11 protein-coding genes are annotated in these 13,719 nt (G+C 72.5%); 7 read left to right on the top strand and 4 right to left on the bottom strand.

Going from position 1 to position 13,719, the window contains the following annotated elements:
• Window positions 1-419 precede the first annotated feature (419 nt).
• The gene (gene erm, locus IEY56_RS08980; RefSeq protein WP_189036600.1) at window positions 420-1,184 is read left to right on the top strand and encodes a 23S ribosomal RNA methyltransferase Erm; all 765 of its coding nucleotides are present in this window, start codon (window positions 420-422) and stop codon (window positions 1,182-1,184) included.
• Here the strand turns inward: erm and tesB are convergent.
• The 3 genes from tesB to IEY56_RS08965 all read right to left on the bottom strand — a co-directional run bounded on the left by tesB (window position 1,148) and on the right by IEY56_RS08965 (window position 4,171).
• Window positions 1,148-2,062 carry an acyl-CoA thioesterase II gene (gene tesB, locus IEY56_RS08975; RefSeq protein WP_189036599.1) on the bottom strand — a complete coding sequence of 305 codons (915 nt, stop codon included), beginning with the start codon at window positions 2,060-2,062 and terminating at the stop codon, window positions 1,148-1,150. The two genes, erm and tesB, sit on opposite strands and share 37 nt — an antisense overlap.
• A gap of 123 nt (window positions 2,063-2,185) precedes the next feature.
• Complete coding sequence (locus IEY56_RS08970) at window positions 2,186-3,343, bottom strand: acyl-CoA dehydrogenase family protein (protein WP_189036598.1); 1,158 nt, start codon at window positions 3,341-3,343, stop codon at window positions 2,186-2,188.
• A gap of 174 nt (window positions 3,344-3,517) precedes the next feature.
• Window positions 3,518-4,171: an SACE_7040 family transcriptional regulator gene (locus IEY56_RS08965; RefSeq protein WP_189036597.1), complete on the bottom strand. Its 654-nt coding sequence runs from the start codon at window positions 4,169-4,171 to the stop codon at window positions 3,518-3,520.
• A 235-nt stretch (window positions 4,172-4,406) separates the two neighbouring features.
• Here IEY56_RS08965 and IEY56_RS08960 point away from each other — a divergent pair, with 235 nt between their 5' ends.
• From IEY56_RS08960 to IEY56_RS08940, 5 genes are read left to right on the top strand one after another with little or no spacing between them, the layout of a single operon-like run.
• Entirely contained in the window at window positions 4,407-6,041 is a 1,635-nt protein-coding gene (locus IEY56_RS08960; protein ID WP_189036797.1) for a carboxyl transferase domain-containing protein, read from the top strand.
• A 32-nt stretch (window positions 6,042-6,073) separates the two neighbouring features.
• The gene (locus IEY56_RS08955; protein ID WP_189036796.1) at window positions 6,074-8,239 is read left to right on the top strand and encodes an acetyl/propionyl/methylcrotonyl-CoA carboxylase subunit alpha; all 2,166 of its coding nucleotides are present in this window, start codon (window positions 6,074-6,076) and stop codon (window positions 8,237-8,239) included.
• Window positions 8,236-9,216 carry a hydroxymethylglutaryl-CoA lyase gene (locus tag IEY56_RS08950; RefSeq protein WP_189036596.1) on the top strand — a complete coding sequence of 327 codons (981 nt, stop codon included), beginning with the start codon at window positions 8,236-8,238 and terminating at the stop codon, window positions 9,214-9,216. The genes IEY56_RS08955 and IEY56_RS08950 overlap by 4 nt, the downstream gene beginning before the upstream one ends.
• A gap of 5 nt (window positions 9,217-9,221) precedes the next feature.
• Window positions 9,222-10,385 (top strand): acyl-CoA dehydrogenase family protein, encoded by a 1,164-nt coding sequence (locus IEY56_RS08945; RefSeq protein WP_189036595.1) that lies wholly within the window; start codon window positions 9,222-9,224, stop codon window positions 10,383-10,385.
• A 7-nt stretch (window positions 10,386-10,392) separates the two neighbouring features.
• Window positions 10,393-11,337, top strand: coding sequence for a DUF4429 domain-containing protein (locus IEY56_RS08940; protein ID WP_189036594.1), 945 nt, complete (start codon window positions 10,393-10,395; stop codon window positions 11,335-11,337).
• A gap of 73 nt (window positions 11,338-11,410) precedes the next feature.
• Here IEY56_RS08940 and IEY56_RS08935 read toward each other — a convergent pair whose 3' ends face one another.
• The gene (locus tag IEY56_RS08935; protein ID WP_189036593.1) at window positions 11,411-13,141 is read right to left on the bottom strand and encodes a beta-N-acetylhexosaminidase; all 1,731 of its coding nucleotides are present in this window, start codon (window positions 13,139-13,141) and stop codon (window positions 11,411-11,413) included.
• Between the two features lie 239 nt (window positions 13,142-13,380).
• Here IEY56_RS08935 and IEY56_RS08930 point away from each other — a divergent pair, with 239 nt between their 5' ends.
• The gene (locus tag IEY56_RS08930) at window positions 13,381-13,659 is read left to right on the top strand and encodes a hypothetical protein (protein WP_189036592.1); all 279 of its coding nucleotides are present in this window, start codon (window positions 13,381-13,383) and stop codon (window positions 13,657-13,659) included.
• Window positions 13,660-13,719: the final 60 nt, after the last annotated feature.

The following is a 13,719-nucleotide window of genomic DNA, read 5'->3' as shown; positions in this document are numbered from 1 at the left end:
TGGGCCGTCCTCCTACCCGTCACGCGCCCGCGCTACCGGCGCCCGGTCCTGGCCGTCCGCCAGGACGCCTGAGGCGATCCGGTCCTCGCGCTCCGCCCTCTCCGCACTCCTCACGCTCACGCACACGCCTGCGCGCGGGTACCCGCCCCCGCACGGACGTCGCGGTTCCGTACCCGCATGAGCGTCCAGGGGTGACGGTCCGGGCGCCGCCCGCTGCCGTCCGGCGCCGATCCGTCCGGTCCCTGTATCCGACCGGCGAGGCGTCCCCCGCACACGTGCCAGGGCCTCCGGTGTCCGACATCCACCGGACAGGCCCGGCCCCGGCGCGCCCGTACGGCATCCGTACGGGCGCCCGCCCCGACGCGGCGCACCGCCGTCCAGGTCGCCGGGCCCGTCCTCACGCCCAGAGGACCAACGCCGTGGCGCACCGCCGCAAGACGCTCTCCCAGAACTTCCTCCACGATCCCGCCGTCGTACGCCGGATCGTGCGCCTGTCCGCCCTCCCCGACGACGCGCTGGTGTGGGAGCCCGGCGCCGGAGAGGGGGCGCTGACACGCTCGCTGGCCGCCGGCCGGCGCCGCGTCGTCGCCTACGAGGTCGACCCCCGGCTCGCCGCCCGGCTCTCCCGCGACCTCGGCGGGCTGCCGGGCCTGCGGCTCGTGCAGGGCGACTTCCTGCGTGCCCGTCCGCCGCGCGAGCGATTCTGCGTGGTGGGCAACATCCCCTACTCCCGTACGACGGACATCGTCCGCTGGTGCCTGGCGGCGCCCCGGCTGACGTCGGCCACGCTGCTGACCCAGCTCGAGTTCGCCCGCAAGCACACGGGCGAGTTCGGGCGCTGGCCGCTGCTGACGGTGCGGACCTGGCCGGAGCACGCCTGGCGCCGCCTCGGCAGTGTCGACCGGCGCTCGTTCACGCCGGCCCCCCGAACGCACTCCGCGGTGCTGCGTCTCGAATCGCGTCCGCGGCTGCTGCTCCCGCGCGAACGGCTCCCCGCCTACCGGGACTTCGCCGAGCTCGGCTTCACGGGCCTCGGCGGATCGCTCGCGGCCACCCTTGCGGGACGCCACGGCCGCAGGCGCGTACGCGCAGCCTTCCGCGCCGTGGACGTGGCGGAGTCACTCCCCGTCGGGCTCGTGGCACCCGCTCAATGGCTCGCGCTGTTCCGGGAGTTGGAGTGCTGACGCGGCACGCGGACGACGCCCTCCTGGATCACCGAGACGGCGAGCCGTCCGTCGCGCGTGTAGATGCGCCCCTGGCCGAGCCCCCGTCCGCCCTGCGCGGTCGGGCTGACCTGGTCGTACAGGAGCCATTCGTCGGCGCGGAAGGGGCGGTGGAACCACATCGCGTGGTCCAGGCTGGCGCCCACCACGTCCCCGACCGCCCAGCCGCCGCGCCCGTGCGCGAGCAGCACCGAGTCCAGCAGGGTCATGTCGGAGACGTACGTGGCAAGGCAGACGTGCAGCATCGGGTCGTCGAGCGCGCCGTCCAGCTTGCCGTTGGTACGGAACCAGACCTGCGAGCGCGGTTCGCGGGGCCGTCCCGCGCTGGCGAAGGGCGGCTCGCGCACGTAGCGCAGGTCGACCGCGGCGCGTGCCTTCAGCAGCCGCCGCGGGACGTCGGAGCCGCGGAAGAGCTCCGCGTACCGGGGCAGCATCTCCTCTGCCGTCGGCAGCGTCTCCGGGTCCGGCGCCTCCGGCATCGGCTCCTGGTGTTCCAGCCCTTCCTCGTAGGTCTGGAAGGAACTGGACAGGTGGAAGATCGGCTGCCCGTGCTGGACGGCCACGACCCTGCGGGTGGTGAAGGACCGGCCGTCCCGGATGCGGTCGACCGTGTAGACGATCGGGGCGCCCGGATCGCCCGGGCGCAGGAAGTACGCGTGCAGGGAGTGCGGAAGACGCCCCTCCGGGACGGTCCGGCAGGCGGCGACGAGGGCCTGCGCGGCCACCTGGCCGCCGAAGACCCTCGGTACCACGGCCTCCCGGCTGTCGCCCCGGTAGATGTCCTGCTCGACCCGCTCCAGATCGAGCAGGTCGAGCAGGGACGTCAGTTCATTGCTCATGCGGGCGATTGTGCCCTTCGGGTGCTACCGGCGGTCACGGTGCGGACCACAGTGGAGGAAGAAGCGGCAAGCATCACATCGCCGCTGCTCACAGCGCGGTCGGCGGCAACGGTCACGTCCCGCTCACAGCCCCATCGACTTGGCCACGATCGAGCGCATGACCTCGCTGGTGCCGCCGTAGATGCGCGACACCCGGGTGTCCGCGTACAGGCTGGCGATCGGGTACTCCAGCATGTATCCGTAACCGCCGTGCAGCTGGAGGCACTTGTCGATGACCTTGGCCGCGAGCTCCGTGGTGAAGAGCTTCGCGGAAGCGGCGTCGGCGGGCGTCAGCTCGCCGGCGTCCAGCGCTTCCAGCGCGCGGTCGCAGACCGCCTGCATCGCGTCGACGTCGGACCTGCAGTCCGCCAGCACGAACTTGGTGTTCTGGAAGGAGGCGACCTCCCGCCCGAAGACGGTGCGCTCCTTGACGTACTCGTGCGCGAAGCGGAGCGCGGCCGCGGACATCGCGTACGCCCCGATGGCGATGCCCAGCCGCTCCTGCGGCAGGTTGTGCGTCAGGTACTCGAACGCCTTGCCGGGCTCGCCGAGCATGTCCTCGACGGGAACCTTGACGTCGTTGAAGGAGAGTTCGGCGGTGTCGGAGGCGCGCAGGCCGAGCTTCTCCAGCTTCCGGCCCACCGCGTAGCCCTCGCTCCTGGCGTCGACGACGAGGATCGAGATGCCTCCGCGCCGGTCCTCCGGGTCGGGCGGCGACGTACGGCAGCACACCAGCACGCGGTCGGCCTGGACGCCGCCGGTGATGAACGTCTTGGCGCCGTTGAGCACGTAGTGCGTGCCGTCATCGGAGAGCCGGGCCGTGGTCTTCATCCCCGCGAGGTCGGAACCCGTCCCCGGCTCGGTCATGGCGATGGCGGTCATCATGTCGCCGGAGACGAAGCCCGGCAGCCAGCGCCGCTTCTGCTCCTCCGACCCGTACTTGAGGATGTAGGGCAGGCACAGCGCCGTGTGCACGCTGGAGCCGCCGAAGCTGACGCCCGCCCGCGCGCACTCCTCGGTGATGACGGCGTTGAACTTGAAGCTGGCCTCCCCGGCGCCGCCGTACTCCTCGGGCACCTCGATGCCGAAGACGCCCAGCTCGCCGAGCTTCTTGTAGAAGTCTCTGGGGACGTAGCCCTGCTCCGCCCATTCCGGGTAGTGGGGGACGACCTCGGCCTGGATGAACTCCCGAATCGTCTGACGGAACGCCTCGTGGTCCTCGTCGAACACCGTGCGACGCACTGGCACGCCTCCTCAAGTCCCGCTGTCGCGCGCCAGCCGCCCCGGCCTGCCGCTCACGGTGCTGTACGGAGTGCTGTACGGACCTGCTCGACTAAGGCCGCCGCCTTGGCTAAGCGCTTGCTCAGTCAACAAGCTACCCAGGAGTCAGCTCGCCTGTCCAGAGGTGGGCCCGCCCTACGTGCGCACACTGCCCTGCGGCTTCGCGCGCGCACCGGCCCCGGCGGCGCCGGCGGGAGCCGCGGAGAGGGCGCCGCGGGCGAGGCGGTGCAGCAGCGCCGCCGTCGTCTCGCGGTCCGGGAGCGCGGACGAACCGCTCAGGTGCGGCGTGGAGTTGAGCAGCCCGAAGACCGTGTGCACGGCGACCCGGGCCTCCAGTTGCGTCAGCTCGGGGTAGATCGCCTGCACGGCGCCCACCCACAGCTCGACGTACTGCCGCTGCAGCTTCCGCACCTGCTTGCGGTCGCTCTCGCGGAGCCTGTCCAGCTCGCGGTCGTGCAGGGTGATCAGCGGGCGGTCGTCCAGGGCGAAGTCGATGTGGCCGTCGATCAGGGCGTCGAGCGCCGCCTCCGGCGAGAGACCCGCCGCGGCGGCCTCCTCCATCCGCGTCCGGCCCCCGTCGTGCAGTCGCTCGCTGATGCCGACCAACAGCTCGGCGAGCATCGCGTCCTTGCCCGCGAAGTGGCGGTACAGGCCGGGGCCGCTGATGCCGACCGCGGCCCCTATCTCGTCGACGCCGACGCCGTGGAAACCGCGCTCGGCGAAGAGACGGGCAGCCTCCCGCAGGATCTGCTCGCGGCGGGTGGGGGCGGAGACCGGCTGGGAGCTCATAAACCCATTCTAGACAGGCGGGTTAGCGAGCGTTAACCTGAAGGAGCCGGTTAATGGACGTTAACCGCCCGCGTGAGCAGAGGGTCGCGATCACAGCGTTCGCGAGGAGAGGGTGAGGGGGCGCGACGTGAGGGACGAGCAGCCGCAGCCGGTGACGGCGGGCGCCTCGGAGGCGGCACCGCCGCACTGGCCGGTGCCGGAGGCCACATCGGCGGGGGCGGCGGCCCCGGCCGCGGTGTCGGCGTCGGCTCCGCCGCTGACCAGCGGCATCGATCCGGCGTCCGAATCCTGCCAAGCCAACGAGGCGGCGCACCGCGAACTGGCCGCCGGGCTGCGCGAGAAGCTGGCGGCGGCCCGTCTGGGCGGCGGTGAGCGCGCCCGCGAGCGGCACGTCGCCCGGGGCAAGCTCCTTCCGCGCGACCGGGTCGACGCACTGCTCGATCCCGGCTCCCCGTTCCTGGAGCTGGCACCGCTGGCCGCGGAGGGGATGTACGGCGGGGCTGCGCCGGCGGCCGGAGTGATCGCCGGCATCGGCAGGGTCGCGGGCCGGGAGGCCGTGATCGTCGCCAACGACGCCACGGTCAAGGGCGGCACCTACTACCCGATGACGGTGAAGAAGCATCTGCGCGCCCAGGAGGTCGCGCTGGAGAACCGCCTGCCGTGCATCTACCTCGTCGACTCGGGCGGCGCGTTCCTCCCCATGCAGGACGACGTCTTCCCCGACCGCGAGCACTTCGGCCGCATCTTCTACAACCAGGCACGCATGTCCGGCGCGCGCATCCCGCAGATCGCCGCGGTGCTCGGCTCGTGCACGGCCGGCGGCGCGTACGTCCCCGCCATGAGCGACGAGGCCGTGATCGTGCGCAGCCAGGGCACGATCTTCCTGGGCGGGCCGCCGCTGGTGAAGGCCGCCACCGGCGAGGTCGTCACCGCGGAGGAGCTCGGCGGCGGCGAGGTCCACAGCAGGGTCTCGGGCGTCACCGACCATCTCGCGGAGGACGACGCCCACGCCCTGCGCATCGTCCGCCACATCGCCGGCACCCTGCCCGAGCGCGGCCCGCTGCCCTGGGCGGTCAGGCCCGCCGAGCCGCCCGCGGTGGACCCGGCGGGGCTCTACTCCGCGGTCCCCGTCGACTCGCGTACGCCGTACGACGTGCGGGAAGTGATCGCCCGCGTCGTGGACGGCTCCCGCTTCCAGGAGTTCAAGGCCGAATACGGAACGACGCTCGTCACGGGCTTCGCCCGTATCCACGGGCACCCGGTCGGCATCGTGGCGAACAACGGCATCCTCTTCTCCGAATCGGCCCAGAAGGGCGCCCACTTCATCGAGCTGTGCGACCAGCGCGGCATCCCCCTGCTCTTCCTGCAGAACATCTCCGGCTTCATGGTCGGGCGGGACTACGAGGCGGGCGGCATCGCCAAGCACGGCGCGAAGATGGTGACGGCGGTCGCGTGCACCAGGGTGCCGAAGCTGACCGTCGTCGTCGGCGGCTCGTACGGCGCGGGCAACTACTCGATGTGCGGCCGGGCTTACAGCCCCCGCTTCCTGTGGATGTGGCCGAACGCCAAGATCTCCGTGATGGGCGGCGAGCAGGCCGCCGCCGTGCTCGCGACCGTCAAGCGCGACCAGATGGAGGCGCGGGGCGAGGAGTGGAGCGCGGAGGAGGAGGCCGACTTCCGCGCCCCGGTGCGCGCCCAGTACGAGGAGCAGGGCAGCGCCTACTACGCGACGGCGCGGCTCTGGGACGACGGCGTGATCGACCCGCTGGAGACGCGGACGGTGCTGGGCCTCGCGCTCACCGCCTGCGCCAACGCGCCACTGCCACGCAAGGATTCCGCGCAGCCGGGCTTCGGCGTCTTCCGGATGTGAGGGGCTGCATCGTGAGGATGGGGACTGAGACCATGTTCGACACCGTGCTGGTGGCCAACCGCGGCGAGATCGCGGTGCGGGTGATCCGTACCCTGCGGCAGCTGGGCGTCACCTCGGTCGCCGTCCACAGCGACGCGGACGCCGGCGCCCGGCATGTGCGGGAGGCGGACAGGGCGGTGCGCATCGGGCCCGCCGCCGCGGCCGAGAGCTACCTCTCCGCGACGCGCCTGCTCAAGGCCGCTGCCCGCGGCGGCGCGCAGGCGGTGCACCCGGGGTACGGCTTCCTCGCCGAGAACGCCGCGTTCGCACGGGCCTGCGCCGAGGCGGGCCTGGTCTTCGTGGGGCCGCCGGCCGAGGCGGTCGAGCTGATGGGCGACAAGATCCGCGCCAAGGAGACGGTGCGGCAGGCGGGCGTCCCCGTCGTGCCCGGCTCGTCGGGCTCCGGCCTGAGCGACGCCCAACTGGCCGACGCCGCACGGGAGATCGGCATGCCGGTGCTGCTGAAGCCCTCGGCGGGCGGCGGCGGAAAGGGCATGCGGCTCGTGCGCGACGAGTCGGCCCTGCCGGAGGAGATCGCGGCGGCGCGCCGGGAGGCCCTCGGTTCGTTCGGCGACGACACCCTGCTCGTGGAGCGGTGGATCGACCGCCCTCGCCACATCGAGATCCAGGTCCTCGCCGACGCCCACGGCAACGTCGTGCACCTGGGCGAGCGCGAGTGCTCCCTGCAGCGCCGCCACCAGAAGATCATCGAGGAGGCTCCGAGCCCCCTGCTGGACGAGGCGACCCGCGAGGCGATGGGCAGGGCGGCCGTGGACGCCGCCCGCTCGTGCGGCTACCGCGGCGCGGGGACCGTGGAGTTCATCGTGCCCGGCGAGGCTCCCGGCGCGCCGGGCGACGGCACTCCGCGTCCGTACTACTTCATGGAGATGAACACCCGCCTCCAGGTCGAGCATCCCGTGACGGAGATGATCACCGGCCTCGATCTCGTCGAGTGGCAGCTGCGGGTGGCGGCGGGCGAGCGGCTGCCGTTCACCCAGGCGGACATCTCCCTGGACGGGCACGCGGTCGAGGCGCGCATCTGTGCGGAGACGGCACGCCTGTCCGCCCAGGAGGGCCGGGTGGACTTCCTCCCCTCCGCCGGCACCGTGCTCAAACTGCGGGAGCCGGGCGGCGGGCAGGACGGCGAACCGGCGGACGGCTCCGTGCGCACCGACTCCGGCCTGCTGACCGGGAGCGAGGTCGGCACGACGTACGACCCGATGCTCGCCAAGGTCATCGCCCACGGCCCGGACCGTCCCACCGCGCTGCGCAGGCTGCGCGGCGCGCTGGCGGGGACGGTGGTGCTCGGCGTCGAGACCAACACCGGTTTCCTCCGGCGGCTGCTGGCGCACGACGCCGTGGCCGCGGGCGACCTCGACACGGGTCTCGTCGACCGTGACGCCGCCTCGCTCGTGCCGCGCGAGGTGCCCGACGAGGTGTACGCCGCGGCCGCCCTGCTCCGCCAGTGGGCGCTCGAACCGGCTGAGCCGGCCGCGGCGGCGGGCGCCACCGACGCCGGATGGACGGACCCCTTCTCACTCCCCTCGGGCTGGCGGCTCGGCGGCGAACCGGCCTGGACGGTGCACCATGTGCGCGTCCCCGGGCACGAGCCCGTCGCCGTGCGCGTCCGCGGACGCTCTCCCCTGCCCCGCCGCAGGGACGCTCTCGAGGCGCAGGTCCGCGTCGGCTCGTCGGAGCAGCGGACCGCCCGGCTGACGGTGGACGCCGCCACGGACAGGCTCCTGCTCGACTGGGACGGGCTGACGGTCTCGCTGGACCACGCGCCCGCGGGCAGCGGCCACTGGCTGGGCCTCGACGGCGACAGCTGGCACATACAGGACCACGACCCCGTGGCGGCCGCCCTGCGCGGCGGCGCGGGCGCGCACGGCGCGGACGCGCTGACGGCGCCCATGCCGGGCACGGTCACGGTGGTCAAGGCCGCTGCGGGCGACGAGGTCACGGCCGGTCAGAGTCTGCTCGTCGTCGAGGCGATGAAGATGGAGCACGTCATCACCGCACCACACGACGGGACCGTCACGGAACTGGACGTCACCGCGGGCAGCACCGTCGCCATGGACCAGGTACTCGCCGTCGTCGAGCCCCACGAGTCCGGCACGTCCGGCACGTCCGGCACGCAGGAGAAGGAGGCGGAGGCATGATCGAGGGTCTGCCGATGCGGTTCCCCGACGGCGGTCTGCCGCCCGAGGTCCGGATCTACGAAGTGGGCCCGCGGGACGGCCTGCAGAACGAGAAGGCGACCGTCCCCGTCGAGGTCAAGGCCGAGTTCGTCCACCGGCTGCGCGCGGCGGGGCTCGGCACCGTCGAGGCGACGAGCTTCGTGCACCCCAAGTGGGTGCCCCAACTCGCGGACGCCGAGCAGCTCATGCCGCTGCTGGGCGATCTCCCGCCCGGTCTGCGGCTGCCGGTCCTCGTCCCCAACTCGCGGGGTCTGGAGAGGGCGCTGGCCCACGGCTGCCGCGACGTCGCGGTCTTCGCCAGCGCCACCGAGTCCTTCGCCAAGGCCAACCTGAACCGCACGCTGCAGGAGTCGCTGGCGATGTTCGAGCCGGTCGTCTCCCGCGCCAAGGCGGAGGGGCAATGGGTGCGCGGGTACGTCTCGATGTGCTTCGGCGACCCGTGGGAGGGGGCGGTGCCGCCGGCCCAGGTCGTGCGCGTGTGCCGCGCCCTGCTGGAGATGGGCTGCGACGAGTTGAGCCTCGGCGACACCATCGGCGTGGCGACCCCCGGGCACGTCTCGGCGCTGCTGGCCGGACTGGACGGCGCGGGCGTGCCCGTCGACCGGATCGCGGTCCACTTCCACGACACCTACGGCCAGGCCCTCTCCAACACCCTCACCGCGCTCCGGCACGGCGTGACGACCGTAGACGCCTCCGCGGGCGGCCTCGGCGGCTGCCCGTACGCCAAGAGCGCCACCGGCAACCTCGCCACCGAGGACCTCGTGTGGATGCTCCAGGGCCTCGGCATCACCACCGGGGTCGATCTCACCCGTCTCGCGGCCGTCAGCGGCTGGATGGCGGACCGCCTCGGCCGTCCCAGCCCCTCCCGCACCGTGCGCGCGCTCACCGGCGCCGACGACCGCGGGGGATCTCACCAGCACTCCCACAAGGAGCAGTGACCACCATGTCCCTCGATCACCGTCTCTCCGCAGAGCACGAGGAACTCCGCCGCACCGTCGAGGAGTTCGCGCAGAAGGTCGTCGCGCCGAAGATCGGCGAGTTCTACGAGCGCCACGAGTTCCCGTACGAGATCGTGCGGCAGATGGGCGAGATGGGCCTGTTCGGCCTCCCGTTCCCCGAGGAGTACGGCGGCATGGGCGGGGACTACCTCGCCCTCTGCCTCGCCCTGGAGGAGCTGGCGCGAGTGGACTCCTCCGTGGCCATCACGCTGGAGGCCGGCGTCTCGCTCGGCGCCATGCCCGTCTTCCGGTTCGGCACGGAGGAGCAGAAGCGCGAGTGGCTGCCGAAGCTGTGCTCCGGCGAGATGCTCGGCGCCTTCGGCCTGACCGAGCCCGAGTGCGGCTCCGACGCGGGCGGCACGCGTACGACCGCCGTGCGGGACGAGAAGACCGGCGAGTGGGTGATCAACGGCAGCAAGTGCTTCATCACCAACTCCGGCACGGACATCACGGGCCTGGTCACCGTCACGGCCGTCACCGGCCGCAAGGACGACGGCTCGCCGCGTATCTCCACGATCATCGTCCCGTCCGGGACTCCCGGCTTCACCGTCGCCGCCCCCTACTCGAAGGTCGGCTGGAACGCGTCCGACACCCGGGAGCTGTCCTTCAGCGACGTCCGGGTCCCGGAGGCGAACCTGCTGGGCGAAGAGGGCCGCGGCTACGCCCAGTTCCTCCGCATCCTCGACGAGGGCCGCATCGCGATCTCGGCCCTGGCGACGGGTCTCGCCCAGGGCTGCGTCGACGAGTCGGTCGCCTACGCGAAGACGCGGAAGGCGTTCGGCAAGCCGATCGGCGCGAACCAGGCCATCCAGTTCAAGCTGGCGGACATGGAGATGCGGGCGCACACGGCGCGTATCGCCTGGCGCGACGCCGCCTCCCGGCTGCTGCTGGGCGAGCGCTTCAAGAAGGAGGCCGCGCTCGCGAAGCTGTACTCGTCGGAGATCGCCGTGACCAACGCCCGCGAGGCCACGCAGATCCACGGGGGCTACGGCTTCATGAACGAGTACCCGGTGGCCCGCATGTGGCGCGACTCGAAGATCCTCGAGATCGGCGAGGGGACGAGCGAGGTCCAGCGGATGCTGGTGGCCAGGGAGCTCGGCGTCGGATAATCGCCTCATGGCGGAAATCATCCAGCGCGCGGGCACGTGGACGTTCGACGGCGAGACCGTCCGCATCGTGCCCGCGGCGGACAAGCAGGTGCACCCGCTGCGCAAGGCCCTCGGCGAAGTGGCGGTCCCCCTCGAGGCGGTCTCCGGCGTCGCGTACGAACCGGGCCGCAAGGCAGGCCGGTTGCGGCTGCGCCTCCGCGAGGGGGCCGACCCGCTCTCCCAGGTGGCGAGCGGGCGGCTGCCGGACGCCTCCGACCCGTACCAGCTGCCGGTGGAGCGCGACCGCACGGGCGTGGCCGAGTACTTCGCGGAGGAGCTGCGCCACGCCCTGCTGCTGGAGGAGATCCCGGCCACGCCCTGCGACCGCTACCTGCTGCCCGGCCCGTCCGTCCCGCTGACGGCCTCGGGCACGGACGGGGTCGCCTCCTTCGACGGGGAGCGTGTCCAGCTCGACTGGAACTGGATGGCCGGCGAGGGCAAGTCGCACGCGGGGCCGCGCGTCCTGGCCGTCGGCGAGCTGGAGGGAGTGGAGTGGACTCCCGCGATCGGCTGGGAGAACGGCTCCCTGCGCTTCCGCCCGAAGGGCGGGCACGCGGTGCTCAAACCGGAGCACGACCCGAACTGCCTGCTGCTGTGGGGCGTCCGCCAGGCCCGCGAGACGGGCGGCTCGGTGCTGCTGGCGGCGGCGGTGACGGCCCGTCTCCCCCACCCTGCCGTGACGCGGACGCTCCCCGAGGAGGAGCGGCGGGAAGCCCTTCCCCCTTCCCTCGACAAGACCTCGCGCGAGTACCCGGGCGAGGACGCGGACGCGGGCGGCACGGCCCGCGGCGGGGCCGCCGACCACGACAGCCTGCTGCGGCGCCTTCGCGACCTGGGCGAGCTGCACCGCGAAGGGGTGCTGACGGACGAGGAGTTCGTCGCCGCCAAGAAAGCGGTCCTCTCCCGCTTCTGACCGCTTCCGCAGGACCGTCCGTCCCCCCGGAGGCCCGGGGGGACGGTGTGACCGAGGCCCTCGACGGTTCCCGTCAGCCCTCGTCAGCGGGCCACGGCACCTGCGGCGAGCGCCAGAAGCCGATGCCCAGCTGTTCCCAGCGCGGCGCCTGCTGGGCCAGCCGCACCCGGTAGGCGTCCCAGTCGAGCGACGCCGCGGACGACCAGCCCAGCTCGGCGATCCCCGGGAGCCGGGGGAACGCCATGAACTCGATGTGGTCGCTGTTCTCCAGCGTCTCCGACCACAGCGGCGCCTCGACGCCCATGACCGCGTCCTCGGGCGCGCCCTCGATGTAGCTGCCGGGGTCCCAGTCGTAGGACTGCTGCGCCTCGACGTAGCCGGCCCAGTGCAGACCGAGCGGCGTGTCCTCGTTGTACTGCATGTCGAGGTAGGCGCGGTTCGCCGGCGAGAGGATCAGCCGCGTCCCCTTCCTGGCGGCCTCCACGACCTCGGGTTCGTCGGCGGCGCCGCTCGTCCCCCAGTACTGGACGACGGCGCCCTCCGCCGGTTCCGCCTCGGCGAGCTGGTGCCAGCCGATGACCTTCTTGCCGTACCGGGCGACCGTCTTCTGCGCCCGCTCCATGAAGGCCGCGTAGTCCTCGGGGCTGGTCTCGTGCGCTTCGTCGCCGCCGATGTGCAGGTAGGGGCCGGGCGTCATCTCGGCCAGCTCACGCACCACGTCGTCGACGAAGTCGTAGGTCCGCTCCAGCGGCACGCACAGCGAGCTGAATCCGACCTCGATGCCGGTGTAGCGGGGCGGGGCCACGCCGTCGCAGTTGAGTTCGGCGTACGAGGCGAGGGCGGCGTTCGTGTGCCCTGGCATGTCGATCTCCGGGACGACGGTCAGCTCCCGCTCCCCGGCGTAACGCACGATCTCCCGGTAGTCGGCCTTGGTGTAGTAGCCGCCCGGCCCGCCGCCGACCTCGGTTCCCCCGCCGTACGTCGCCAGGCGCGGCCACGAGTCGATCGCGATCCGCCAGCCCTGGTCGTCGGAGAGGTGGAGATGCAGCTTGTTGACCTTGTAGAGGGCGAGCTGGTCGATGTAGCGCTTCACCTCGTCCACGCCGAAGAAGTGGCGGGAGACGTCGAGCATCGCGCCGCGGTAGCCGTACCGAGGCTTGTCGGTGATGGTGCCGCCCGCGACCTGCCAGGGCCCCGGCTGCTCCGTCTTCGACTCGACGCGCGGGGGCAGCAGCTGGCGCAGCGTCTGGACGCCGTGGAAGAGCCCCGCGGTGGTCGGCGCGCTGACGACCGCCGCCTGCTCGGTGACTTCCAGGCGGTAACCCTCGCCGCCCAGTGCGGACTTGCCCTTCCCGTCGTCCTCCAGCCGGAGCTGGATGCCGTCCGCGCCCGGCTTCGCGGTGACGGGCAGGGCGAAGCCGGTGGACGGCCGCAGCAGTTCGGCGAGCCGGTCGCCGACCCCGCGCGCCTTCCGTGACTCGCGGTCCGTGCCGGCGCCGCCCGCGGACGACGCGGAGCTGCCGGACGCCCCGTCGGATCCGCTCTTCCCGGACGTGCCCGGGACCCGGATCACCGTCCGCTCGTCGATCGTGAAGGGCTCGCCCTTCTCCTGCACGGACAGGGGGGCCGGGATGACCTGGCCCAGCGGCGTCGGCTCCTCACCCGCGGGCCCGGACGGTTCCGCGGCGGCGGCCGGGTACGCGCCCGGCATCGTGGCGGTGGCGGTGGCCGCGAGGAGGACGGCGCAGATCAGCAGTGGCCGGATTCGTCTCACGAGCGATCCCTTCGACGGGGCTTCGTTCATGGAGGCGCACACGGCGGAGGCCGCATGGCCGGGCATGTGCGTGGAGCGACGGGACGGTCACACTCGTACCGTGCGGCTACGGACCGGTCAAGGTGTAGACCACTTCGGAGCGCGGTCCCCGCTGCCTTCCGGCCCCGTCGTTCCGGGCTTCCTCCCGCACCCCTCACCTTGATCGACACGCTTGCCCGAAATCGGGCAGGTTTCTTGCGTTACTCGCTCCGAGCCCGCAATATCAAGATGTGCTTGAAGTCCGTACGCCCGTCCACGACGACCTCATCGACCATCTGGTCCGCACCACGCCGCTCCACCGCGGCGAAGCGGCCCGGATCGTCCTGGACGTCCTGGCGTACTTCGACGAGACGACCGAGGAGTACGTACGCCGCCGCCATCGCGAACTGCAGTCCAGGGGCCGGAGGAACCCGGAGATCTTCGCCCTGATCTCGTCCGAGCTTCCACGCCGGGCGGTGGCGCCTCCGGACCTGTCCCTGCGGCAGCTGCGCCGCATCGTCTACGGATGACACACCTGACCGGCACCCGGCACAGGCCGGGAGCAGCGCCGGAAGCACCGCAAGCGCCGG

The organism is Streptomyces daqingensis (assembly GCF_014645895.1).
GTDB classification, from domain to species: Bacteria; Actinomycetota; Actinomycetes; order Streptomycetales; family Streptomycetaceae; genus Streptomyces; species Streptomyces daqingensis.
Note: the sequence above shows the minus strand (reverse complement) of the source record. Positions and strands in the feature narration are given on the sequence as shown.

Bases quoted from the DNA above. Each gene is read 5' to 3' on its own strand.
- tesB (WP_189036599.1), bottom strand. From the start codon at position 2,062: ATGAGCAATGAACTGACGTCCCTGCTCGACCTGCTCGATCTGGAGCGG.
- IEY56_RS08965 (WP_189036597.1), bottom strand. From the start codon at position 4,171: ATGAGCTCCCAGCCGGTCTCCGCCCCCACCCGCCGCGAGCAGATCCTG.
- IEY56_RS08955 (WP_189036796.1), top strand. From the start codon at position 6,074: ATGTTCGACACCGTGCTGGTGGCCAACCGCGGCGAGATCGCGGTGCGG.
- IEY56_RS08950 (WP_189036596.1), top strand. From the start codon at position 8,236: ATGATCGAGGGTCTGCCGATGCGGTTCCCCGACGGCGGTCTGCCGCCC.
- IEY56_RS08945 (WP_189036595.1), top strand. From the start codon at position 9,222: ATGTCCCTCGATCACCGTCTCTCCGCAGAGCACGAGGAACTCCGCCGC.
- IEY56_RS08940 (WP_189036594.1), top strand. From the start codon at position 10,393: ATGGCGGAAATCATCCAGCGCGCGGGCACGTGGACGTTCGACGGCGAG.
- IEY56_RS08935 (WP_189036593.1), bottom strand. From the start codon at position 13,141: ATGAACGAAGCCCCGTCGAAGGGATCGCTCGTGAGACGAATCCGGCCA.